The following is an 18,362-nucleotide window of genomic DNA, read 5'->3' as shown; positions in this document are numbered from 1 at the left end:
GATATGGCCAAATATATATTAAAGCGGATATTAACAGCCATACCCATGGTCCTTCTGATCACAATTCTATGTTTTGCTTTGATGCATTTTGCGCCGTATGATGCCATTGATGCGATGACAACGCCAAAGATGTCACAGGAAACCATTGAATTGATCAAGGCAAAATATGGGTACGACCAGCCTCTTTTTATTCAGTATCTACGCTGGCTCGACGGAATGCTGAATGGAAATTTCGGATATTCCATCGTGACCAAGCAGAGCATTGCCGGAGATCTTGCGGTGAGAATCCCCAATACCGTGAAGCTGGTGCTTCCTGCCTATGTGACTGCTTATATCCTGGCGGTCGTGCTGGGACTTTTAGCAGGTTCCCATAAGAATAAAACAGCAGATAAGGTGATTGACGGAATATCCTCGGTGGGAATCGCGGTTCCGACCTTTTGGTTTTCCATGCTTTTAATCTTTGTCATAGGCTATAAGCTTAAGCTTCTTCCCATCGTGGGGATGCATTCGGTTGGAATGGAATCCTCTATAACGGACTTTCTCAGGCATTATATTATGCCTTTTCTCACACTTACCGTCTCATTCATGCCGCCCAACATAAAGTTTGTCCGTTCCTCCACAATCACCCAGTTTTCTGAGGATTATGTGCTGGTCCAGCGGGCATTCGGCGCCACCAGAGGAGAAATTATGTACAAGCATGTCTGCAGGAATGTGCTGCTACCCGTTATTACGAGGCTTGGCATGGCCCTTCAATTATTGGTAACGGGTGCGATCATTACGGAAACCGTATTTGGATGGCCGGGAGTTGGGCCTTATTTTATCAAGGCGATCCAGGGGATGGATTATCCCATTGTTATGATCATCCTGGTGCTGTCTTCCGTTCTTGTAATTCTTGGAAACCTGCTGTCGGATATCCTTTACTGCATCACGGATCCGCGTATCAGGGAAATGGGGTGACAGGTTATGAACAGGAAAGAAAAAAACACAAGAAAAAGCAGATCCGTCAGAGTGGACAGCGTACGGATGGTTTTAAAGCATGATAAGGCCGCGGTCATTTCCCTGTTTCTTTTGGGAGTGATCATCCTATTTGCATTCATAGCACCGTTTCTTCCCATAGAACCCAATGCCACCGATATTGCAAACCGCTTAAGAGAGCCATCCTTCAGGCACTGGTTCGGAACGGATGAAGTGGGCAGGGATTATTTTGCCAGGGTCATCTATGGCGGCCGTGTTTCACTGTTGGCAGGCTTCCTTGCCATGCTGACAAGCCTTACCATCGGTGTGGCGGTGGGTACTGTTTCCGGCCTCTGCGGCGGGATCATAGACATGGTTCTTATGCGCATTGTTGATATTTTACATTCTATTCCCTGGATGATCCTGGTCACGGTGGTCAGTATCTTTTTTAAACCCGGCTTGAAGTCCATTATCCTGGTAATCGGTATTTTTACCTGGATGGAAATAGCCAGACTGGTGCGGGCCGAGACACTTTCTCTCAAGGAAAGGGAATTTATTCTTTATGCCGAATTTTCAGGCGTGGGCATTTGGAAGATCATTACCCGTCATATCATACCTTCTGTATTTCCCACGATCATTGTGTCGGCGACCACCAGTATGGCCAATGCAATTATGACGGAATCTTCCTTAAGCTTTCTGGGAGTCGGCATCCAGCAGCCCATGTCTTCCTGGGGAAGCCTGTTACAGAGTGCCCAGGGCACCATGCAGAGTACATTTTACATGGCTCTGATCCCCGGACTTCTGATCATAATCACGATTTTTGCCTTTAACAAGCTGGGGAACCTGCTCCGGGTTTTCGTGGAACCGAAAATTATGAACGATGAGAAAGAGTAAAGTGAGGAAACAGGAATTGGAAGAGACAAAGAAAAACGATGACAGAATCCTGTCTGTTGAAAATGTGCGCACGACCTTTCATACTCATGGGAAATCGGTAAAGGCGGTACGCGGGGTAAGCTTTCACGTGAATCACCAGGAAATCCTGGCTGTAGTGGGAGAATCCGGCAGCGGAAAAAGTGTTTTGATGAAATCCATCCTGGGCCTGATGCCGGAAAATGCGGAAGTCACCGCGGATCAGATCCTGTTTATGGAAAAGGATCTGCTTGGAATGGTACCGGAACAGCTAAGAAAGATACGCGGAAAAGAGATCGCCATGGTTTTTCAGGATCCCATGACAGCTTTGAATCCGGTGAGGACCATAGGATTTCATCTTGTTGAAGTATTAAGGAGACACAGGGGAATGGATAAAACCTCTGCCCAAAAGGAAGCAATCGCTGTTTTGGAACAGGTTGGTATCCCATCTCCGGAAAAGCGGTTAAAACAGTACCCCCACGAATTCTCCGGAGGCATGAGACAGAGGGTATTGATTGCCATGGCCCTTTGCTGCCGGCCGAAACTTTTGATTGCAGACGAGCCGACTACGGCTCTGGATGTGACGATTCAGGCACAGATTCTTGAGCTTTTGAAAAAACTTCAGGGTGAGACGGGAATGAGTATTGTACTCATCACTCATGACCTGGGGGTAGTTGCAAGCCTGAGTCACCGGATTTTAGTCATGTACGGCGGGCTGATAATGGAAGAAGGACTCACGGGTGAAATCTTTTATAAGCCGAAGCATCCGTATACCCGGGCCCTTCTTAAGGCTGTTCCAAAAGCGCGGACAGGCAGCCGGAAGCGGCTGGAACCCATTCCCGGCATGGCGCCATCCCTGGTGGATCCGCCCGATGGCTGTCCGTTTGCAGAGCGCTGTAAATTTGCCTGTGAAACATGTAAAAACGGTATTCCGCAGTACCGGGTATATTCGGACACCCAAAGAGCCATGTGCATCTTTACGGAAGAGGAACTGGATGCCATGGAAAGGGAGGTACAGTGATATGGATAACAGGAATCAGGAAATATTACTGGAAGCCAGGGATTTATGCAAATATTTCCCTGCCAGGGATTTTTTCGGCCGCAAGAAAGCAGAAGTAAAAGCAGTAGACGGCATCAATCTCACCATTCGGAAAGGCGAGACCTTTGGATTGGTAGGAGAATCCGGCTGCGGAAAATCTACCCTTGGGCGGACGGTCATCCGTATGTATGATCCCACCGGCGGAACGATCCGGTTCAAGGGGCAGGATATAACCAGGCTGAAAGGGAGAAAATTACTTCCCGTCCACAGGCAGATGCAGATCATTTTCCAGGATCCCTATTCAGCTCTGGATCCCCACCACAATGTACGTGAAATCATTCGGGAATCCATGACAACGGTATCCGGCATGGCGGTGAGCGAAATGGACGGCAGAACGGAAGATCTGCTTAAGAAGGTTGGGATGAAGCCGGATGACATGTACAAGTATGCATATGAATTTTCCGGCGGCCAGCGTCAGAGGATCGGAATTGCACGGGCATTGGCAGTGGAACCGGAATTCCTGCTCTGCGATGAACCGATTTCAGCTCTGGACGTTTCGATCCAGGCCCAGGTAGTAAATATGCTGGAGGATCTGCAGCAGGAAATGGGATTAACCTATCTGTTTGTAGCTCATGATTTGTCCATGGTACGGCATATTTCCACAAGAATCGGTGTGATGTATCTGGGAAGGCTGGTGGAGATCGCAGACAGCGATGAACTGTATGAAAATCCGCTGCATCCCTATACAAAGGCATTGCTTTCCGCAATACCGGTGGCCGATCCGAAGCTGGCGGCAAAATCCAGGCGTTTGATGCTCCAGGGAGAACTTCCCAGTCCCATGCATGTGCCGCCGGGCTGTCATTTTCACACCAGATGCATGAGTGCGCAGGAAGGGTGCAGGAAAAATATACCTGAGATGTCAGAAGTTTCTCCCGGACATTTTGTGGCATGTTCCTGTCTGTAGTTTGTACGAATAATAAGGAAATCAGATATGCTGACAGGGATCGTGACTGCCGTAGCAAACCAGAATGGAAGGCATAAGAAAAAATAATCCTTGACTTTTCAAATAAAACTTTTTATAATAACACCAATATACGAACCAAACAAAGCAAAGGCGCTTAAGAACTTTAGATTCTTAGGCGCCTTTATGCTTTTTTGCGGAAAATTATCCAGAGAGGGGATGGAATTATGCCAGATATGGTAAAAGTTGAAAACTTAAAGAAAAGCTTCGGGGATTTAGAGGTTTTAAAGGATATAAGCCTTACGGTAAAGGAAGGTGAAAAGCTGGTTATCATCGGGCCATCCGGCTCGGGAAAATCAACCTTTATCCGCTGTATTAACTATTTGGAGGAACCCACCAGCGGGAAAATCACCGTGGCAGGTACGGAAGTCACGAAGAAGAACCATTTGGAAATGGCGAAAAAGTATTCCTCCATGGTCTTTCAGCAATTTAATTTATATCCCCATCTCACAGTCTTAGAAAATCTGACTCTGGCGCCCATCAAGCTGCAGCATGTTCCCAAGGAAGAGGCAAAAAAGAATGCCATCAAGTGTCTGGAGCGGGTCGGTCTAAAGGAAAAGGCAGGGAATTATCCGGTTCAGCTCTCCGGCGGACAGCAGCAGAGAGTGGCCATAGCCAGGGCGTTATGCACCAAACAGCCATTGATTCTCTTTGATGAGCCCACCTCGGCGCTGGACCCTGAGATGGTTCAGGAGGTTTTAAATGTAATGGTGGAGCTGGCACATGAGAACATCACCATGATCTGCGTGACCCATGAAATGGGCTTCGCCCGTCAGGTGGCGGACCGGGTGATCTTCATGGATGGCGGTTATATCCTGGAAGAGGGTACCCCGGAACACTTTTTTGAATGTCCGGAACACGAGCGGACCAAGGCGTTTTTAAGCAAAATCCTTCATTAGGGTGTTGTTTAATATAATATGAAAATTAAGGAGGAAGCAATTATGATGAAGAAAATATTATCCCTGGCACTGACATGCGTCTGTGCGGCAGCCTTAACAGCATGCGGTTCCAAGGCACCGGAAACCACAACGGCAGCTCCGGCAGAAACTACTGCAGCAGAAGGTGCGAAAGCAGCCGCAGGCTCCACAGAGGCAGCAGGCGGGAATGTGACAAAAGACGTTCAGAAGATCATTGACCGCGGCGTTTTAAAGGTTGGCTGCAAGGCCGATATTCCGAAGTTCAGCTTACAGAATACGGCAACCGGGGAATACGAAGGCTTTGAGGATGACCTGGCTTATGAGATCGCCGGTTCCATCTTCGGCTGCACCGCTGATGAAGCAAAGGAAAAGAAACTGGTGGAGTTTCAGGGCGTGACCGCGAAAACGAGAGGACCTCTTCTTGAAAATGGGGAAATTGATCTGGTCATCGCCACCTTTACCATTACACCGGAAAGAAAAGAAACCTATAACTTCTCCACCCCATACTATACCGATGCCGTGGGCTTACTGGTCAACAAGGACTCCGGCATCAATTCCATTGAAGATCTGGACGGAAAGATCATCGGTGTAGCCCAGTCCGCCACAACAAAGGACGGCTTTAAGAAATACGTAGAGGAAAAGGGATTGAAGGTAAATCCCCAGTTCCAGGAATTTGACGGCTATCCGGCACTGGCACAGGCACTGGCTACCAAGCAGATCGACTGCTTTTCCGTAGACCGCGCCATTTTAGCAGGTTATGTAAATGATGGCAACCAGATCTTAGAGGACCGGTTTGCAGAGCAGGATTATGGCGTTGCGGCCGCAAAAGAGAACACAGGGCTGGCTGCTCTGGTAGAGGAAAAAGTTACTTCCATGCTTTCTGACGGTTCAATGAAGGCCCTTCAGGACGAATGGGAATTACAGTAAGCTGTTTTGTAAAGGAAAATTGACATGATAAAAGGTCTTTTTGATGTAAAACGCTGGAATGCCCTGTTACAGGCATTTCCAGAATATTATATACCGGGTTTTCTTATGACGCTTAAGATATCACTGGTGGGGCTGGCCACAGCGCTGGTCCTGGGAGTGATATTTGGTATGTTCTCCACGGCTAAATTTAAACCATTTAAGATAATTTCACGAATTTATGTGGAATTCATACAGAACACGCCTCTGGCTTTGCAGATAATGTGCTATTATTCCGTTCTGCCTATGGTGTTTTCCAGCTCAGGCTTCCGGATTCCCAAGTTCGTGCTGGGGGTGATCGGTGTGGGCGTTTACCATGGTGCCTATATATCGGAGGTCATAAGGACCGGAATCGAAGCCATACCTAAGGGTCAGTCCGAGGCGGCTTCGTCCCAGGGCTTTTCCTATCTGGAAACCATGTATCACATCATTCTGCCTCAGACCGTCAGGGTTATCATGCCGCCGCTTGCAAATCAGGCTTTAAACCTGGTGAAGAACACCTCCATCCTGGCTATGGTGGCCGGTATGGATCTCATGTACTTTACGGATTCCTGGGGTGCTGACCGGGGATACTTTGCCCAGGCGTATTTCACCAGCGCTCTGATGTACTTTATCATCTGTTTCCCACTCGCAAGGCTGGCCCGCTACTTAGAGATCCGCTCCATGAGGCTGCCGGCCGCAAAGAAGCTTGATCTGCAGGCAGATGAGGAGGTTGCATGTTAGAATTATTTCACCAGATATTTACCCCGGCCAATGTGACCTTCATGTTAAAGGGGCTGAGGATGACGGTTATGATCGCTGTTCTCGCAACGCTTATCAGCATGTTTTTCGGGACACTGCTGGCCCTTATCCGGACCTATTCATCGGGGAAATGGAAGTGGGCGGGAGCCCTTGTGGCCGCTTATACGGAATTTTTCCGCTGTACGCCCAATCTTTTGTGGATACTATGGATCTATTTTACCGTTAAGGGGAATAAAGTAGGAGTATCGGTATTTGCGATTTCCCTTTTCACCTCAGCGGTCATGGCTGAAATATTCCGGGGAGGCTTAAACTCCATTCCCAAGGGGCAGTTTGAGGGAGCCCAGTCCCAGGGGTTCAGCTTTGCAGAGACCCTCTGGTATATCGTACTTCCCCAGACGTATAAAAAGGTCATCCCGGCCCTGCTCAGCCAGGTCATCACCATCATCAAGGATACCTCCTTCTTAAAAATGGTGGATGTGGCGGAGTTCATGAGGAACTGCTCCATTGTCCTGGGAAGTATTTACGATGTACGCGGCATGCTGTTGCTGTTTGGCTTTGAAGCCCTCTGCTATTTTACCATCTGCTTTGCGCTCAGCTGTGCGGTAAGGGGATATCAGAAAACCATTGTAACCGGTTAGGGAGGAACTCTTGTTATGGAAAAGTTTACAATCACGATTACCCGTGAATTCGGAAGCCTGGGGCGTTCCATCGCCAAAGAGCTGTCCGGAGAGCTGGGAGTGGAATTCTATGACCGTGATATTGTGGAAGAGGTTGCAAAGCAGCTGAACCTTCCCGTCTCCACGGTAAGCGATGAGGAGGAGAAGTCAAAGCATAGCTTTCTGCCCCGCATGTTTCCTCTTGGGACTGACGAGGCTTATATCCAGGACATTATCTTTGATGTGCAGAAGGGAATTATTCTGGATCTGGCAAGAAAGTCCAGCTGTATCCTGGTGGGAAGGTGCTCGGATTTTCTTCTGGAAAATGAAAAGAATAACATCAATATCTTTATCTACGCGCCTTATGCGAAAAGGCTGGAAAACTGCGTGGATACTCTCGGAATGACGGAGAATGATGCAAAAAAGATGATCGCGTCCGTAGACAAGGCCAGAAATACCTATCACAAAAAGTATGCAGGCTATCTGCCGGGTGATCCGGAGCACAAGAGCCTGATGATCGATTCCTCGCTCCTGGGTGTAACGGGAACTGCAAAGCTGATCGCAGGGATCGTGCGCCAGCTTTTTCCGGAGTAATTCATTGTAAAAAAATTTCTGTTTTTGTTAATAACAGGCCCTTTTGGTGAAACTGGATTATGTAAGCCCAATGTTTCACGGAAAGGGCCTGCTGTGTTGACATTCGTGGAGACAGGAACTAAACTGGAGGAAGAAACAGACTGGCTAAGGTGCGGTTGACCGGCCGGCATTGTTCAGACGAGAATCTGGCAGCAGGAGGAAATGAAAGTGCGTTATAAATTAAAGAAGAAACTGATCCCGATCGAGAAGGATGAAGCTGTTGCAGAGGGGGAAGCTCTGGTGGAGATCATGAGCAAAGAGGAATACTGGAAGGCGCATCATACCCGGTACCAGGATCATCTGCTCATTAAGAATCTGGAAAGGGCCCGGTACTGCCGGGCGGATTTGCTAAAGGATTGCATCATAGGAACCTTTGTTATTCCGGATGAAAAGGACCTTTTGGGAAAGCCGGTGGTATTTGGCTATTACATGGACCGGGACAGGCTCATATTTGTAGACGACACCGGTGAAGTAAAGAAAATGCTCCACGAAATTGAACGGGAACAGATTTTTGAGAAAACCTATGTCTCCCACTTGTTTTTTGAGTTCCTGGATTTTCAGGTGCGGGACGAAATAGGCTTTTTGCAAAAGTACGAGGAAAGGCTGACTGAAATGGAAGACCGGATCATGAGCGGCAGGAGGGAGAGGGCCGATGTCCCGGCTATTATATTAAGAGCGAGAAAGGAAATGGCAAAGGTCTCTTCCTATTATGGACAGCTCTTAAATATCAGCCAGACATTGACAGAAAATTATAACGGCCTGTTAAGAGAGGAAGACTGCGCTCTGTTCCACCTGTTTTCGGGCCGTATGGCAAGGCTGGTGGAACACGGAAAGGAACTGCGGGAATATGCCCTGCAGATCCGGGAAATGTATCAGGTCCGGATCGATATGAAGCAGAATCGTGCGTTGTCTTTCCTGACCATGATGACCGCTATTTTCGCGCCATTGACCCTGATCGCGGGCTGGTATGGCATGAATTTCAAAAATATGCCGGAGCTCAACTGGGATTACGGCTATCTGGTTTGTGCTTTGGTCAGCGTTCTTTTGATCGTTGCAGAGATATGGTATTTTAACAGGAATGGCTGGTTTAAAAAATGAAGACATGGAAAAATTAAAGTCATTCCCTTGACATGAAAAAAAAAATCTGCTATAGTTTATTTTTGTGTGAAACGAGAGGATGAAGGTCTGAAACGTGCCTGATACCTCTCGTTTTGTTTGCGAAAAGTGTGTGCGCGGCGGTCGGCAACATGGGAACCCGGCTGGCCATGAGAAAGGAATTAATCATTTATGGAGACAGTGAGATTTGATGAGTTACAATTAGATGAAAGAATTCTGCGGGCAGTAGCAGATATGGGATTTGAAGAGGCATCTCCGATCCAGGCCCAGGCCATTCCGGTCCAGGCAGAGGGAAGAGACATCATTGGTCAGGCTCAGACAGGAACCGGAAAGACCGCAGCCTTTGGAATTCCTTTGCTGCAGAAAATCGACCCTAAGGTGAAAAAGCTTCAGGCGGTCGCCCTCTGTCCTACCAGAGAGCTTGCCATTCAGGTGGCAGATGAGATCCGCAGGCTTGCAAAATATATGCACGGTGTCAAGGTCCTTCCAATTTACGGAGGACAGGACATTGTAAAACAGATCCGTTCTTTAAAGGACGGCACTCAGGTCATCATCGGAACTCCGGGACGTGTTATGGACCATATGCGCCGGAAGACCGTGAAATTCGACCACGTTCATACCGTGATCATGGATGAGGCCGATGAGATGTTAAATATGGGATTCCTGGAGGATATGGAAACCATCTTAAGTCAGCTTCCCGAGGAGCGCCAGACCGTTATGTTCTCCGCTACTATGCCGCCGGCCATCATGGAGATCGCCAGAAAGTTCCAGCAGGAGCCGGTGATCGTTAAGGTGGTCAAAAAGGAGCTGACCGTACCCAAGGTGACCCAGTATTATTACGAGGTGAAGCCAAAGAGCAAGGTAGAGGTTATGTGCCGTCTGCTTGATATGTACGCTCCGAAACTGTCCGTTGCTTTCTGCAATACCAAAAAACAGGTGGATGAACTGGTACAGGCTCTTCAGGGACGCGGATACTTCGCAGAGGGCCTTCACGGCGATCTGAAGCAGATCCAGCGTGACCGCGTCATGAACAGCTTCCGCAACGGTAAGACGGAGATTCTTGTGGCAACCGACGTAGCAGCCCGTGGAATCGACGTAGACGACGTAGAAGCCGTATTCAATTACGACCTGCCCCAGGATGACGAGTATTATGTGCACAGGATCGGCCGTACCGGCCGTGCAGGCAGAGAAGGCATTGCATTCAGCTTTGTAGTGGGCAAGGAGGTTTATAAGCTTCGTGACATTCAGCGCTATTGCAAGACCAAGATCGTTCCCCAGGCCATTCCGTCCTTAAATGACGTAACCGCCATTAAGGTAGATAAGATTTTGGAAAACGTAGCCGATACCATCGGTGATATCGATTTAAGCAAGATGGTAAACATCATTGAGAAAAAGCTGATCGAAGAGGATTATACCTCTCTCGATTTAGCGGCTGCCCTGCTTAAAATGATGATGGGCGAAGAAAATGAGGACATCATCGATACAAGAGAGCCCCGTTCCCTTGACGAACTGGATAATTTCTACGGCGGCGGAAACCGCAGCCGCGGCAGAAACGGAAACGGCCGCGGAGGCAGATATGAATCTTCTTCCAGAGAAGATATGGCCCGCCTGTTCATCAACATCGGAAAGAACCAGAATGTAAAGCCTGGTGACATCCTGGGCGCCATTGCCGGAGAATCCGGAATGCCGGGCAAAATGGTTGGAAGCATTGATATGTATGATAAGTATACATTTGTAGAAGTTCCGAGAGAAAGTGCGGATGCCGTGTTAAAGGCCATGAAGGATGTAAAGATCAAAGGCAAAAATATCCATATGGAAAAAGCCAACGGAAAAAGCAGATAAGTTTCCGGGAGCTGAGCGAGGAAGGAAGACGGATTGTCTTACCGGATGTGCCCGGCCCCCGGTTTTTTTATCTGCGGGACAGTGAAAGGTCTTCTTGCTTCTTATGGAAAAAGAAGTTACAATATGTTCAGATGTGCGTATAATACAGGCTGATTAAGGCCCCGGGCTTTAAAATATCCTGGGCCGGAATGCGCCTGTCAGGTTCAGGAGTCAGGTCATGCATAAATTGGAGGTCATGATGGCAGAGTGGAAGAAAAATGATAAAATAGAGGTAGAGATTGAAGATATAAGCGAGACCGGGGAGGGGATCGGAAAGACCGATGGATTCACCTGGTTTATTAAGGATGCGGTGATCGGAGACAAGGTTGAGGCTAAGGTGATGAAAACCAAGAAATCCTATGGGTTTGCAAGGCTGGAACGGATCACAGAGCCGTCCCCGAACCGTGTGGACCCTAAGTGTCCGGTTGCGAGACAGTGCGGTGGCTGTCAGCTTCAGGCTATGGCGTATGAGGAACAGCTTCGGTATAAGGAGAGGAAGATCTATAACAACATCACCAGGATCGGGGGTTTCTCTGAGGTTCCCATGCTGCCGATCATGGGAATGGACGAGCCCTGGAGATACCGGAACAAGGCACAGTTTCCATGGGGGACGGATAAGGAGGGAAGAATCATCGCGGGATTTTATGCGGGGCGTACCCATTCCATAATCGGATGCGAGGACTGCCTTCTGGGGATAGAGGAGAACCGGGAGGTTCTAAAACGGATCAGGGCGCATGTGGAGCGGTATCAGCTTCGTCCGTATGACGAAGCTGCCCACAAGGGTCTGATCCGTCATACGTTGATCCGTAAGGGCTTTCAGACCGGGGAGCTGATGGTGTGCCAGGTCATTAACGGCAGCCGTCTGCCTCATAGTGAGGAGCTTGTGAAGAGCCTTCTGGAGATTCCGGGTATGACCAGCATCTCTGTTAATATCAATAAGGAACAGACCAATGTGATCCTGGGAAACCAGGTGGAAAACCTTTATGGGCCCGGATATATTACGGATTATATTGGTGAGGTGAAATACCGCATTTCGCCCCTCTCCTTTTATCAGGTGAATCCGGTCCAGACGGAAAAGCTTTACAAAACGGCACTGGAGTATGCCGGGCTCACGGGCTGGGAGACGGTTTGGGATCTTTATTGCGGAATCGGTACCATCTCCCTTTTTCTGGCACAGAAGGCAAAGAAGGTGTATGGGGTGGAGATCGTGCCCCAGGCCATTGCGGATGCAAGGGAGAATGCAAGGTTAAATGGTATAGATAATGTGGAGTTCTTTGTGGGGAAGGCGGAAGAGGTATTGCTGGAACAGTATGAAAGGAATCATGTGTATGCCGATGTGATCGTGGTGGATCCGCCCAGAAAGGGCTGCGATGAGGTGTGTCTGGATACCATTGTGAAGATGGCGCCGAAGAGAGTGGTTTATGTGAGCTGCGATTCGGCTACGCTGGCAAGGGATATGAGGTATTTGGCGGGGAGAGGGTATGAGGTGGTGAAGGTTAGAGGGTGTGATATGTTCCCGAACACGACACATGTGGAGACCGTAATACTACTACATCGGAAAGATACCTGAAACTCCTTGATTTTAGGCACTTTGAGCGATTTTATCAGTTCTCCCAAAGTGATTGAAAAGAGAGAAAAAAGGCAATTTCAGACGGGGTGAATGTGTCGGTAGTTCTTGATATGGTGTCTCGGAACACATGAAGCTACAGTTCATAATTTCATTATAAAAACAAAATTCTTTATCATTCATCTAAATATTTAAAAGTCGTATAGACCGCTTATTTTCAAGCTTTTTGAAGATGAGCGGTCTGTTTGCGTTTCAGATAAGAAATTGAAATGCAAGCACAAAACGAAAGGTGGTGAGGATGGTGAAAGAAAATGAAGAAATGTGTTCTTCTTGGCAAGCTAACGATGATACGGAAAGTAAAACAGTTAAAAATGACCAGAAAATAGTAATAATGCAACTAAATAAGCTAAGTGGCTTTAAAAATCATCCGTTCAAAGTGGAAACTAATACAGCGTTATTTGAGTTGATGCGAAGTATTGAAAATGATGGCATCTTGGAACCGTTGTTAGTTAGACCTAAACCAGATGGAAATGGATTTGAGATAATCGCTGGTCATCGAAGAAAAGCAGCCTGTGAATGGGCGGGAATTACAGAGGTTCCGGTTATTATACGTAATCTGGATGACAATCAGGCGGTAATAGCTATGGTAAACAGTAATCTCCAGAGAGAAAATATAAAATCCAGTGAGAAAGCATTTGCTTATAAGATGAGATTAGAGGCTATGAAACAACAGGGGAAGAGAACCGATTTAACTTTTTCTCAAGTTAAGAAAAAGTTGGATATTCAAAATCCAACCTTACAATTATCTGAAGTAGAATGTGGATTTGATGGCGAAGGGATTTGGGAACTAAGAAATAGTGAGACAGAAAAAGAAAATAGATATTCCAATGATACTTTGGCAAAGCAAGTGGGTGAGAGTAGAGCTCAAATATCAAGATATATTCGATTGACGAATCTCATCCCTAAGCTATTAGACATGGTAGATGACGAAAAAATAGCATTTACCGTGGCGGTGGAACTCTCTTACTTAAAAGAAGAAGAACAGTATGAGCTTCATGCTGTAATGGATTTGGAACAATGTACACTTTCCTTGTCGCAAGCTAATCGTTTAAAAAGACTAAGTCAGGCAGAAGAATTGGATATTGATACAATTTATACAGTTATGGGATAAGAAAAGCCAAATCAAAAGTTACAGATTAAAATTAGAGCAGATAGAGTTGAAAAATATTTTCCAAAGGATTTTACAGAAAAGCAAAAAGTAACATTGATTGAAAAACTGCTTCAGGAATGGCATGGACATCAACCGAAAAAAGAGCAGAGACTAGTTAGAAGCAGATAAGACAGTTCTGCATATTTGTTAATAGTCGAGCAACAGCTTATGAATCTGAAATTCAGGAAGATAGGCTTTCATGGAAAAGAAAGAATGCAGAAAGGAAAGCATATCATGTCTGGAGGCCCTCTCCAGGAGGGGAAATACAGGTAAATCGCCTTGCGAATCCGAAGCAACGAACATGTACAGGTGATAGCCATGGTAATAGCATTCACGGGATGAATCCCATCCCCAGTTGCAATCCGGCTGATGGTAGTGACGTTTGCAATGACATCATGAATTCCTTTATCTTTGCAGCCACAAATCCGTTTGTTTCTACCTCTTGCAGAGGCTCTGACGGGTGTATCGTCACCGGCCAGAGCAAGATGTGAAGAGCTAATCAATCCATTCTGAATGGATTGATTAAGAAACTGTTCCTGATAGAGCTTGAAAATAAGAGAAAAAGGATTCACAGGTTTTAGAGGATGGCGTTCTAAAAACGGAAGCAGCGGGAAGAAATAGTTTCAGATCAGCAGGTGTTTTATCGCCAGTCTTTTCCCCTTTTTTAACTTTAGGTTTAGGGAACCGCTCCTTAGGAGAGAGGTTGTTCTGGTCTGATTGCCACAAGTGGCTAAAGAAATCATAGAAGGTGCCGACACCGGGAGTATCAGTCGGGTTAAAGCCACTAAGAATGGCATAGAGAGGACAGTCCTTCAGCATGGCACATCAGACCGTAACAGAGGTAACCTTAAACTTAATGGAGAGCAGATAGGATCGGAGCATGCAGGAAGGAAGCCGAGGTTCGGGACCGTATTTAGAATAGCAGTCCTGCATCATAGTATCGGTAAGAGATAAATCCAGATACCAGAATTCAATGATTGTCTCCCATGAACTCTTTGATATAGCAAAAGGGTCTGGGTAATATTTAATAAAAGGGATACGAAAGTATCCTGATAGGCGGCATGACCTCCTTTTACGTACGGTTCTGTGAGAAGCTCGAGGTGAAAGTCCTATTGCTTACTTGACTGAGAGGTCGGTAGCTGAAATAATCAGCTACCTCCTCCTCGATTACACGACGGATTTGTTCCATCGCTTACATTATCTCACAGGCGACTCTTGCATTTTGTTTAGAATATAATTAGCTATTATTTAGAAAGCAATTTGTTTGTTACCCAAGTTATAGCTGCATTATTTACATCTTCACCTTGATATCCATGGGGAGCTTCAGAGTTAGACATAAAAGTATTTTCAACGCCTGCTTTATTAAGAGCCTCTCTAAGTCTTAAGCTTTGCTGAATTGGCACTAAAGTATCCTGTCCTCCATGTGCCATGAACATTGGCGGATCGTCTGATGTTACGTTATTTATAGGGCTAGCAAGTTCTGCTAACTTTACCTTATCCCAATATGGAGAACTAATGTCATTTTTGTCTCTAATTTCCCTAAGAACACCTACACCTTGCCCTTCTTCAGCAAATCCAAGTAGCTTAGATTCATTTGCGTCTATAGAATCGTGTGTTGCTACTGCATCCTCATGAGATTGAAGAGATGGGTCCATCTCAGTTGACATTGTCAGTAAATCTGTTGGACCATAAAAATCAACACAAGCAATTACTTTACTTGAATAATCAAGGTTACCGCCTACATCACCTTCAAGTTCATCTACATCACCGGTAGTAGCAAGTTCAGCAGCTAAATGTGCACCGGCAGAAGTTCCACATACTGCTATTTTATCTGGATCAAGACCATATTCTTCGGCATGTGCGCGAAGGTATCTGATGGCACCTTTAACATCATAGATTTGTGCTGGAAAAACAGCTTCTGAATTCAAACGATAATCTATAGATACAAAAGCAATTCCATTATTTAATATACTTTTAAAAATTTTATATGATGATGCATTATCACCAGCCATTTGACCAGTCGGTCGATCTGTTTGATTTTTCAGAGAGTCGTTTGAAGCATTTAAATCTTTAGGAGCGTCATCACCTTGATAGTCACCCATAGCCCAGCCGCCTCCATGAATGTATACAAGAACAGGAGTTGCTTCAGTTTTATCCTGTGGTTTAAAGATATTCATCTTTAAATCTCTTTTATCGCCATTATCATTATTAACTGTTGCAAAAACTACATCTTTATATGTGGGTGGCATGTTGGTCTGATCTGTAGTTGAAGAATTTGTAGAGGTCGAATCGTTTGTCTTTTGTGAACAGCCAGTAAAAGGCAGTACAATGGTTGCTGCTAATAAAAGTGACAGTGATATCATTTTAATTTTTCTATTCATTTATTTCCTCCTAATATTCACACTTGATTGTAAAAAGTAATAATTTTCTGTAATTAAAACATATTGTTGTAACTTATTATTCTTCATTTTGAAATTCCATCAGGTTATCTAGAGTTCTTTTTAAGAAACTTTCATACAGTGCTACTTCATTATCACTGAAACCCTTATAAAATATCTCTCCAGTTTCATCTATAATACTTTTGTTTAAAGTTACGAGGTCTTCATTTCTATTTATTACCTTAACAAGAGTCTTACGTTTATCAATTTTGCATGGTATTAATTTGATATGACCAGCTTTTTCTAGTTTGGCTAATGTACTTGTTAATGTTGACTTTTGCAGATGGGTAATTCGCGATACTTCTTTTATAGATATCTCGTCCTTTTGCCAAAGTAAGAATAAAAGCCGAGCCTGTGCAGCGGTTAAAGTATCAACATTTGATTCTCTGTGTTTTTTTGATAAAATTCTATCTAATGATGCATCTATTGATGCAGACAATAAAATAGAAGCTCCTTTTATAATATTCATTTTTCCTCCGGATTAAAAAAATGTTTTATATAGTACTATATAAAAAGTATAGTACTATATAAAACTAAAGTCAATACATAATGTGAAATTAATTTTATAGGTTTTACATTAAATTTTTATTTAGGTATGGATTGCATGGAGAAGGTGAGATTGATGAATTAATTATTCCTCTTTTGTAAAATTAAAAGGGCTTGAGGCAAAAAATTGTTATCGCGTCGAGGGAAGCGATACAAAGTATATGGGAAGTATCCTGATGTACGCAGGTCTTCCGGTTTCGTTTCTGACGGATGAAAATCAGACATAGCAGGCGCACCTGATAAAAGAGTGACAGGATTCGTCGAAGAGAGATTTCCGGATGACCGGATTGATATTGCAGAGTGCAGGGAAGAGGCAGCAGGAGGAAACTACAAAGCTTAAATATCAAATATCCGGCACTGTGTATTACTCTTGAAGCTATTTTTATTAGTTTTAGACGTATGGTATCAATACGGTATTTTCTCATGTTTGCAGGCAATGCGATTGTTCTAAACCAGTTAAAGAGGTTATAAGCAAGCATTGATATCTGAAGGCGGTTAGCATTTACTACCATATCGTGACTGCTCATGGAATCAAAATCAAATCCACTTTTAGATTCTTTGATAAAGTTCTCCATACTACCACGATTACAATAAAACTTTATAAGCTGCTCTGGCTTTAAATCCATGTTTGTGACGATAAAAGTATACATGTAATTTATTTGGTTCATTGGTTTCTCCACTTTTATTACAACCCTTCTTGGCTGATTCCATGAACCTGCCTGATACATGATTTCACCATAGCAGACTGCAAAATCCACTTTGTTATATTTGGTAGCTATATCTAATTCAGATGTAAGAAAATCCGCCTTATCATGCAGGATATTATTGAACTTGAGTCGTATTGCATAAGAGGTTCCATTTGTTTCTAAAAGTTCATAAAGCTTTGGTACTGCAAATCCACTATCACTTCGTAGATAAAGTTCGGTAGATGGATATAACATAAGATATTCCTCAAGCAATGGACGAAGAAAATCAACTACTCCGTTTGAAGTATATACGGTTCCCTCACGTAAACATGCTTTCAGTAAATCTCTGGTAAGACCATCAAATACCAAAAGAGGGTGGTACCCGTTTTCAGCATAATGTGAATTATATCCAGAACCCTCTTGTTTTCCAAATGTACCAAAGTTGTAGAATCGATATCAAAGAGTATTCTTTCCGGTGGTTTTACTCCGTAAACAATCTGTCTTATAGCAGTATGTATATTTTCAAACTGTAATAGGGTATCATCATCTGTACGGTTAAATAAGCGAGACATCGTAGGTTGTGATGCTTGTGTATCTTTTTCAAGAATGGTATTGAATATGGGGTCATTTGTTAATTCATCGGCATCATTTTCACGAAAATAACCAGCTATGGTATGAAAAATCTCCTGTAGAAGATTTTCATGCTCCTTATGGAAACGAACTTTGGCAGTATCCTTTGTCTTAAAAAGATTTTTAATACGTTTAATAAATCCTATTTTACTTGCAAATTCTTTCACTAAAAGCATACCACTATCAGAGGATAAATCACCACTGTCAAAATTTATTTTAATATTTTTATTGCTTTCTAAACGAACATCATTTAAACTGGACATAGATTAAGGTTTCTCCTTTGTTTGGTTTTTTTGTGCTGACTAAATTTTAAGTTGAAGCCTTTTTTCTATATTTTTTTAATTATATCTTCACTTTTTAGATGAAAATTTTATCAGTAAAAACACAGCAATTATGCGGTGCGAAGCATCATTGGACTAATTATCATGAATAATTCAGGATAAATTAATACGTTC

Annotated in this window: 17 protein-coding genes and 1 pseudogene; 14 read left to right on the top strand and 4 right to left on the bottom strand. The window is 44.6% G+C overall.

Translation table 11 applies throughout. The features are described 5' to 3' along the window. Positions 1 to 3 precede the first annotated feature (3 nt). The 13 genes from BQ9856_RS19610 (at position 4) to BQ9856_RS19550 (ending at position 13,568) form a co-directional block, all read left to right on the top strand. The gene (locus tag BQ9856_RS19610; protein ID WP_077612522.1) at positions 4 to 957 is read left to right on the top strand and encodes an ABC transporter permease; all 954 of its coding nucleotides are present in this window, start codon (positions 4 to 6) and stop codon (positions 955 to 957) included. A 6-nt stretch (positions 958 to 963) separates the two neighbouring features. Continuing rightward, the gene (locus tag BQ9856_RS19605) at positions 964 to 1,848 is read left to right on the top strand and encodes an ABC transporter permease (RefSeq protein ID WP_077612521.1); all 885 of its coding nucleotides are present in this window, start codon (positions 964 to 966) and stop codon (positions 1,846 to 1,848) included. A 1-nt stretch (position 1,849) separates the two neighbouring features. After that, entirely contained in the window at positions 1,850 to 2,884 is a 1,035-nt protein-coding gene (locus BQ9856_RS19600; protein ID WP_235839261.1) for an ABC transporter ATP-binding protein, read from the top strand. A 1-nt stretch (position 2,885) separates the two neighbouring features. Then, positions 2,886 to 3,866 carry an ABC transporter ATP-binding protein gene (locus BQ9856_RS19595; RefSeq protein WP_077612519.1) on the top strand — a complete coding sequence of 327 codons (981 nt, stop codon included), beginning with the start codon at positions 2,886 to 2,888 and terminating at the stop codon, positions 3,864 to 3,866. A gap of 233 nt (positions 3,867 to 4,099) precedes the next feature. Beyond that, positions 4,100 to 4,822 (top strand): amino acid ABC transporter ATP-binding protein, encoded by a 723-nt coding sequence (locus BQ9856_RS19590; protein ID WP_200801384.1) that lies wholly within the window; start codon positions 4,100 to 4,102, stop codon positions 4,820 to 4,822. Positions 4,823 to 4,864: 42 nt separating this feature from the next. Then, complete coding sequence (locus BQ9856_RS19585; RefSeq protein ID WP_077612517.1) at positions 4,865 to 5,767, top strand: transporter substrate-binding domain-containing protein; 903 nt, start codon at positions 4,865 to 4,867, stop codon at positions 5,765 to 5,767. Positions 5,768 to 5,794: 27 nt separating this feature from the next. Beyond that, entirely contained in the window at positions 5,795 to 6,526 is a 732-nt protein-coding gene (locus BQ9856_RS19580; RefSeq protein WP_442855600.1) for an amino acid ABC transporter permease, read from the top strand. Then, the gene (locus tag BQ9856_RS19575) at positions 6,520 to 7,182 is read left to right on the top strand and encodes an amino acid ABC transporter permease (RefSeq protein WP_077612515.1); all 663 of its coding nucleotides are present in this window, start codon (positions 6,520 to 6,522) and stop codon (positions 7,180 to 7,182) included. Before BQ9856_RS19580 ends, BQ9856_RS19575 begins: the two co-directional genes overlap by 7 nt. A gap of 15 nt (positions 7,183 to 7,197) precedes the next feature. Then, on the top strand, positions 7,198 to 7,794 hold the full coding sequence (locus BQ9856_RS19570) for a cytidylate kinase-like family protein (protein ID WP_077612514.1): 597 nt from the start codon (positions 7,198 to 7,200) through the stop codon (positions 7,792 to 7,794). A gap of 207 nt (positions 7,795 to 8,001) precedes the next feature. Next, a complete protein-coding gene (locus BQ9856_RS19565; RefSeq protein WP_159442048.1) occupies positions 8,002 to 8,931 on the top strand; it encodes a magnesium transporter CorA family protein in 930 nt (309 codons plus the stop codon). Positions 8,932 to 9,120: 189 nt separating this feature from the next. Further along, complete coding sequence (locus tag BQ9856_RS19560; protein ID WP_077612512.1) at positions 9,121 to 10,791, top strand: DEAD/DEAH box helicase; 1,671 nt, start codon at positions 9,121 to 9,123, stop codon at positions 10,789 to 10,791. Positions 10,792 to 11,008: 217 nt separating this feature from the next. Then, positions 11,009 to 12,400 carry a 23S rRNA (uracil(1939)-C(5))-methyltransferase RlmD gene (gene rlmD, locus BQ9856_RS19555; RefSeq protein ID WP_235839260.1) on the top strand — a complete coding sequence of 464 codons (1,392 nt, stop codon included), beginning with the start codon at positions 11,009 to 11,011 and terminating at the stop codon, positions 12,398 to 12,400. 295 nt (positions 12,401 to 12,695) lie between these two features. Further along, entirely contained in the window at positions 12,696 to 13,568 is an 873-nt protein-coding gene (locus tag BQ9856_RS19550; protein WP_328587257.1) for a ParB/RepB/Spo0J family partition protein, read from the top strand. 561 nt (positions 13,569 to 14,129) lie between these two features. Here BQ9856_RS19550 and BQ9856_RS24380 read toward each other — a convergent pair. From BQ9856_RS24380 to BQ9856_RS19530, 3 genes are all read right to left on the bottom strand, one after another. Continuing rightward, positions 14,130 to 14,426 carry a hypothetical protein gene (locus BQ9856_RS24380; RefSeq protein WP_139348739.1) on the bottom strand — a complete coding sequence of 99 codons (297 nt, stop codon included), beginning with the start codon at positions 14,424 to 14,426 and terminating at the stop codon, positions 14,130 to 14,132. Positions 14,427 to 14,851: 425 nt separating this feature from the next. Continuing rightward, positions 14,852 to 15,988 carry an alpha/beta hydrolase gene (locus tag BQ9856_RS19535; RefSeq protein ID WP_077612511.1) on the bottom strand — a complete coding sequence of 379 codons (1,137 nt, stop codon included), beginning with the start codon at positions 15,986 to 15,988 and terminating at the stop codon, positions 14,852 to 14,854. 76 nt (positions 15,989 to 16,064) lie between these two features. After that, the gene (locus BQ9856_RS19530; protein ID WP_077612510.1) at positions 16,065 to 16,514 is read right to left on the bottom strand and encodes a MarR family winged helix-turn-helix transcriptional regulator; all 450 of its coding nucleotides are present in this window, start codon (positions 16,512 to 16,514) and stop codon (positions 16,065 to 16,067) included. A gap of 157 nt (positions 16,515 to 16,671) precedes the next feature. Between BQ9856_RS19530 and BQ9856_RS25825 the strand changes: the two genes are divergently transcribed. Continuing rightward, positions 16,672 to 16,818, top strand: coding sequence for a GH36 C-terminal domain-containing protein (locus BQ9856_RS25825; RefSeq protein ID WP_077613457.1), 147 nt, complete (start codon positions 16,672 to 16,674; stop codon positions 16,816 to 16,818). Positions 16,819 to 16,917: 99 nt separating this feature from the next. On the opposite strand, the pseudogene BQ9856_RS19520 reads toward BQ9856_RS25825, so the two are convergent. Then, positions 16,918 to 18,170, bottom strand: a pseudogene (locus BQ9856_RS19520) (IS1380 family transposase); the annotation flags it as partial. Positions 18,171 to 18,362 lie beyond the last annotated feature (192 nt).

The sequence above is a fragment of the Clostridium sp. Marseille-P2415 genome (assembly GCF_900155545.1).
Taxonomy (GTDB): Bacteria; Bacillota; Clostridia; order Lachnospirales; family Lachnospiraceae; genus Lacrimispora.
The sequence above is the reverse complement of the archived record's forward strand: the minus strand, read 5'-3'. Positions and strand labels throughout refer to the sequence as shown.

What these genes read in the sequence shown, in the direction of transcription:
- BQ9856_RS19610 (WP_077612522.1), top strand. Translation starts at nt 4, where the DNA reads ATGGCCAAATATATATTAAAGCGGATATTAACAGCCATACCCATGGTC.
- BQ9856_RS19605 (WP_077612521.1), top strand. Translation starts at nt 964, where the DNA reads ATGAACAGGAAAGAAAAAAACACAAGAAAAAGCAGATCCGTCAGAGTG.
- BQ9856_RS19595 (WP_077612519.1), top strand. Translation starts at nt 2,886, where the DNA reads ATGGATAACAGGAATCAGGAAATATTACTGGAAGCCAGGGATTTATGC.
- BQ9856_RS19590 (WP_200801384.1), top strand. Translation starts at nt 4,100, where the DNA reads ATGGTAAAAGTTGAAAACTTAAAGAAAAGCTTCGGGGATTTAGAGGTT.
- BQ9856_RS19585 (WP_077612517.1), top strand. Translation starts at nt 4,865, where the DNA reads ATGATGAAGAAAATATTATCCCTGGCACTGACATGCGTCTGTGCGGCA.
- BQ9856_RS19575 (WP_077612515.1), top strand. Translation starts at nt 6,520, where the DNA reads ATGTTAGAATTATTTCACCAGATATTTACCCCGGCCAATGTGACCTTC.
- BQ9856_RS19570 (WP_077612514.1), top strand. Translation starts at nt 7,198, where the DNA reads ATGGAAAAGTTTACAATCACGATTACCCGTGAATTCGGAAGCCTGGGG.
- BQ9856_RS19560 (WP_077612512.1), top strand. Translation starts at nt 9,121, where the DNA reads ATGGAGACAGTGAGATTTGATGAGTTACAATTAGATGAAAGAATTCTG.
- rlmD (WP_235839260.1), top strand. Translation starts at nt 11,009, where the DNA reads ATGCATAAATTGGAGGTCATGATGGCAGAGTGGAAGAAAAATGATAAA.
- BQ9856_RS19550 (WP_328587257.1), top strand. Translation starts at nt 12,696, where the DNA reads ATGGTGAAAGAAAATGAAGAAATGTGTTCTTCTTGGCAAGCTAACGAT.
- BQ9856_RS24380 (WP_139348739.1), bottom strand. Translation starts at nt 14,426, where the DNA reads ATGCTGAAGGACTGTCCTCTCTATGCCATTCTTAGTGGCTTTAACCCG.
- BQ9856_RS19535 (WP_077612511.1), bottom strand. Translation starts at nt 15,988, where the DNA reads ATGAATAGAAAAATTAAAATGATATCACTGTCACTTTTATTAGCAGCA.
- BQ9856_RS19530 (WP_077612510.1), bottom strand. Translation starts at nt 16,514, where the DNA reads ATGAATATTATAAAAGGAGCTTCTATTTTATTGTCTGCATCAATAGAT.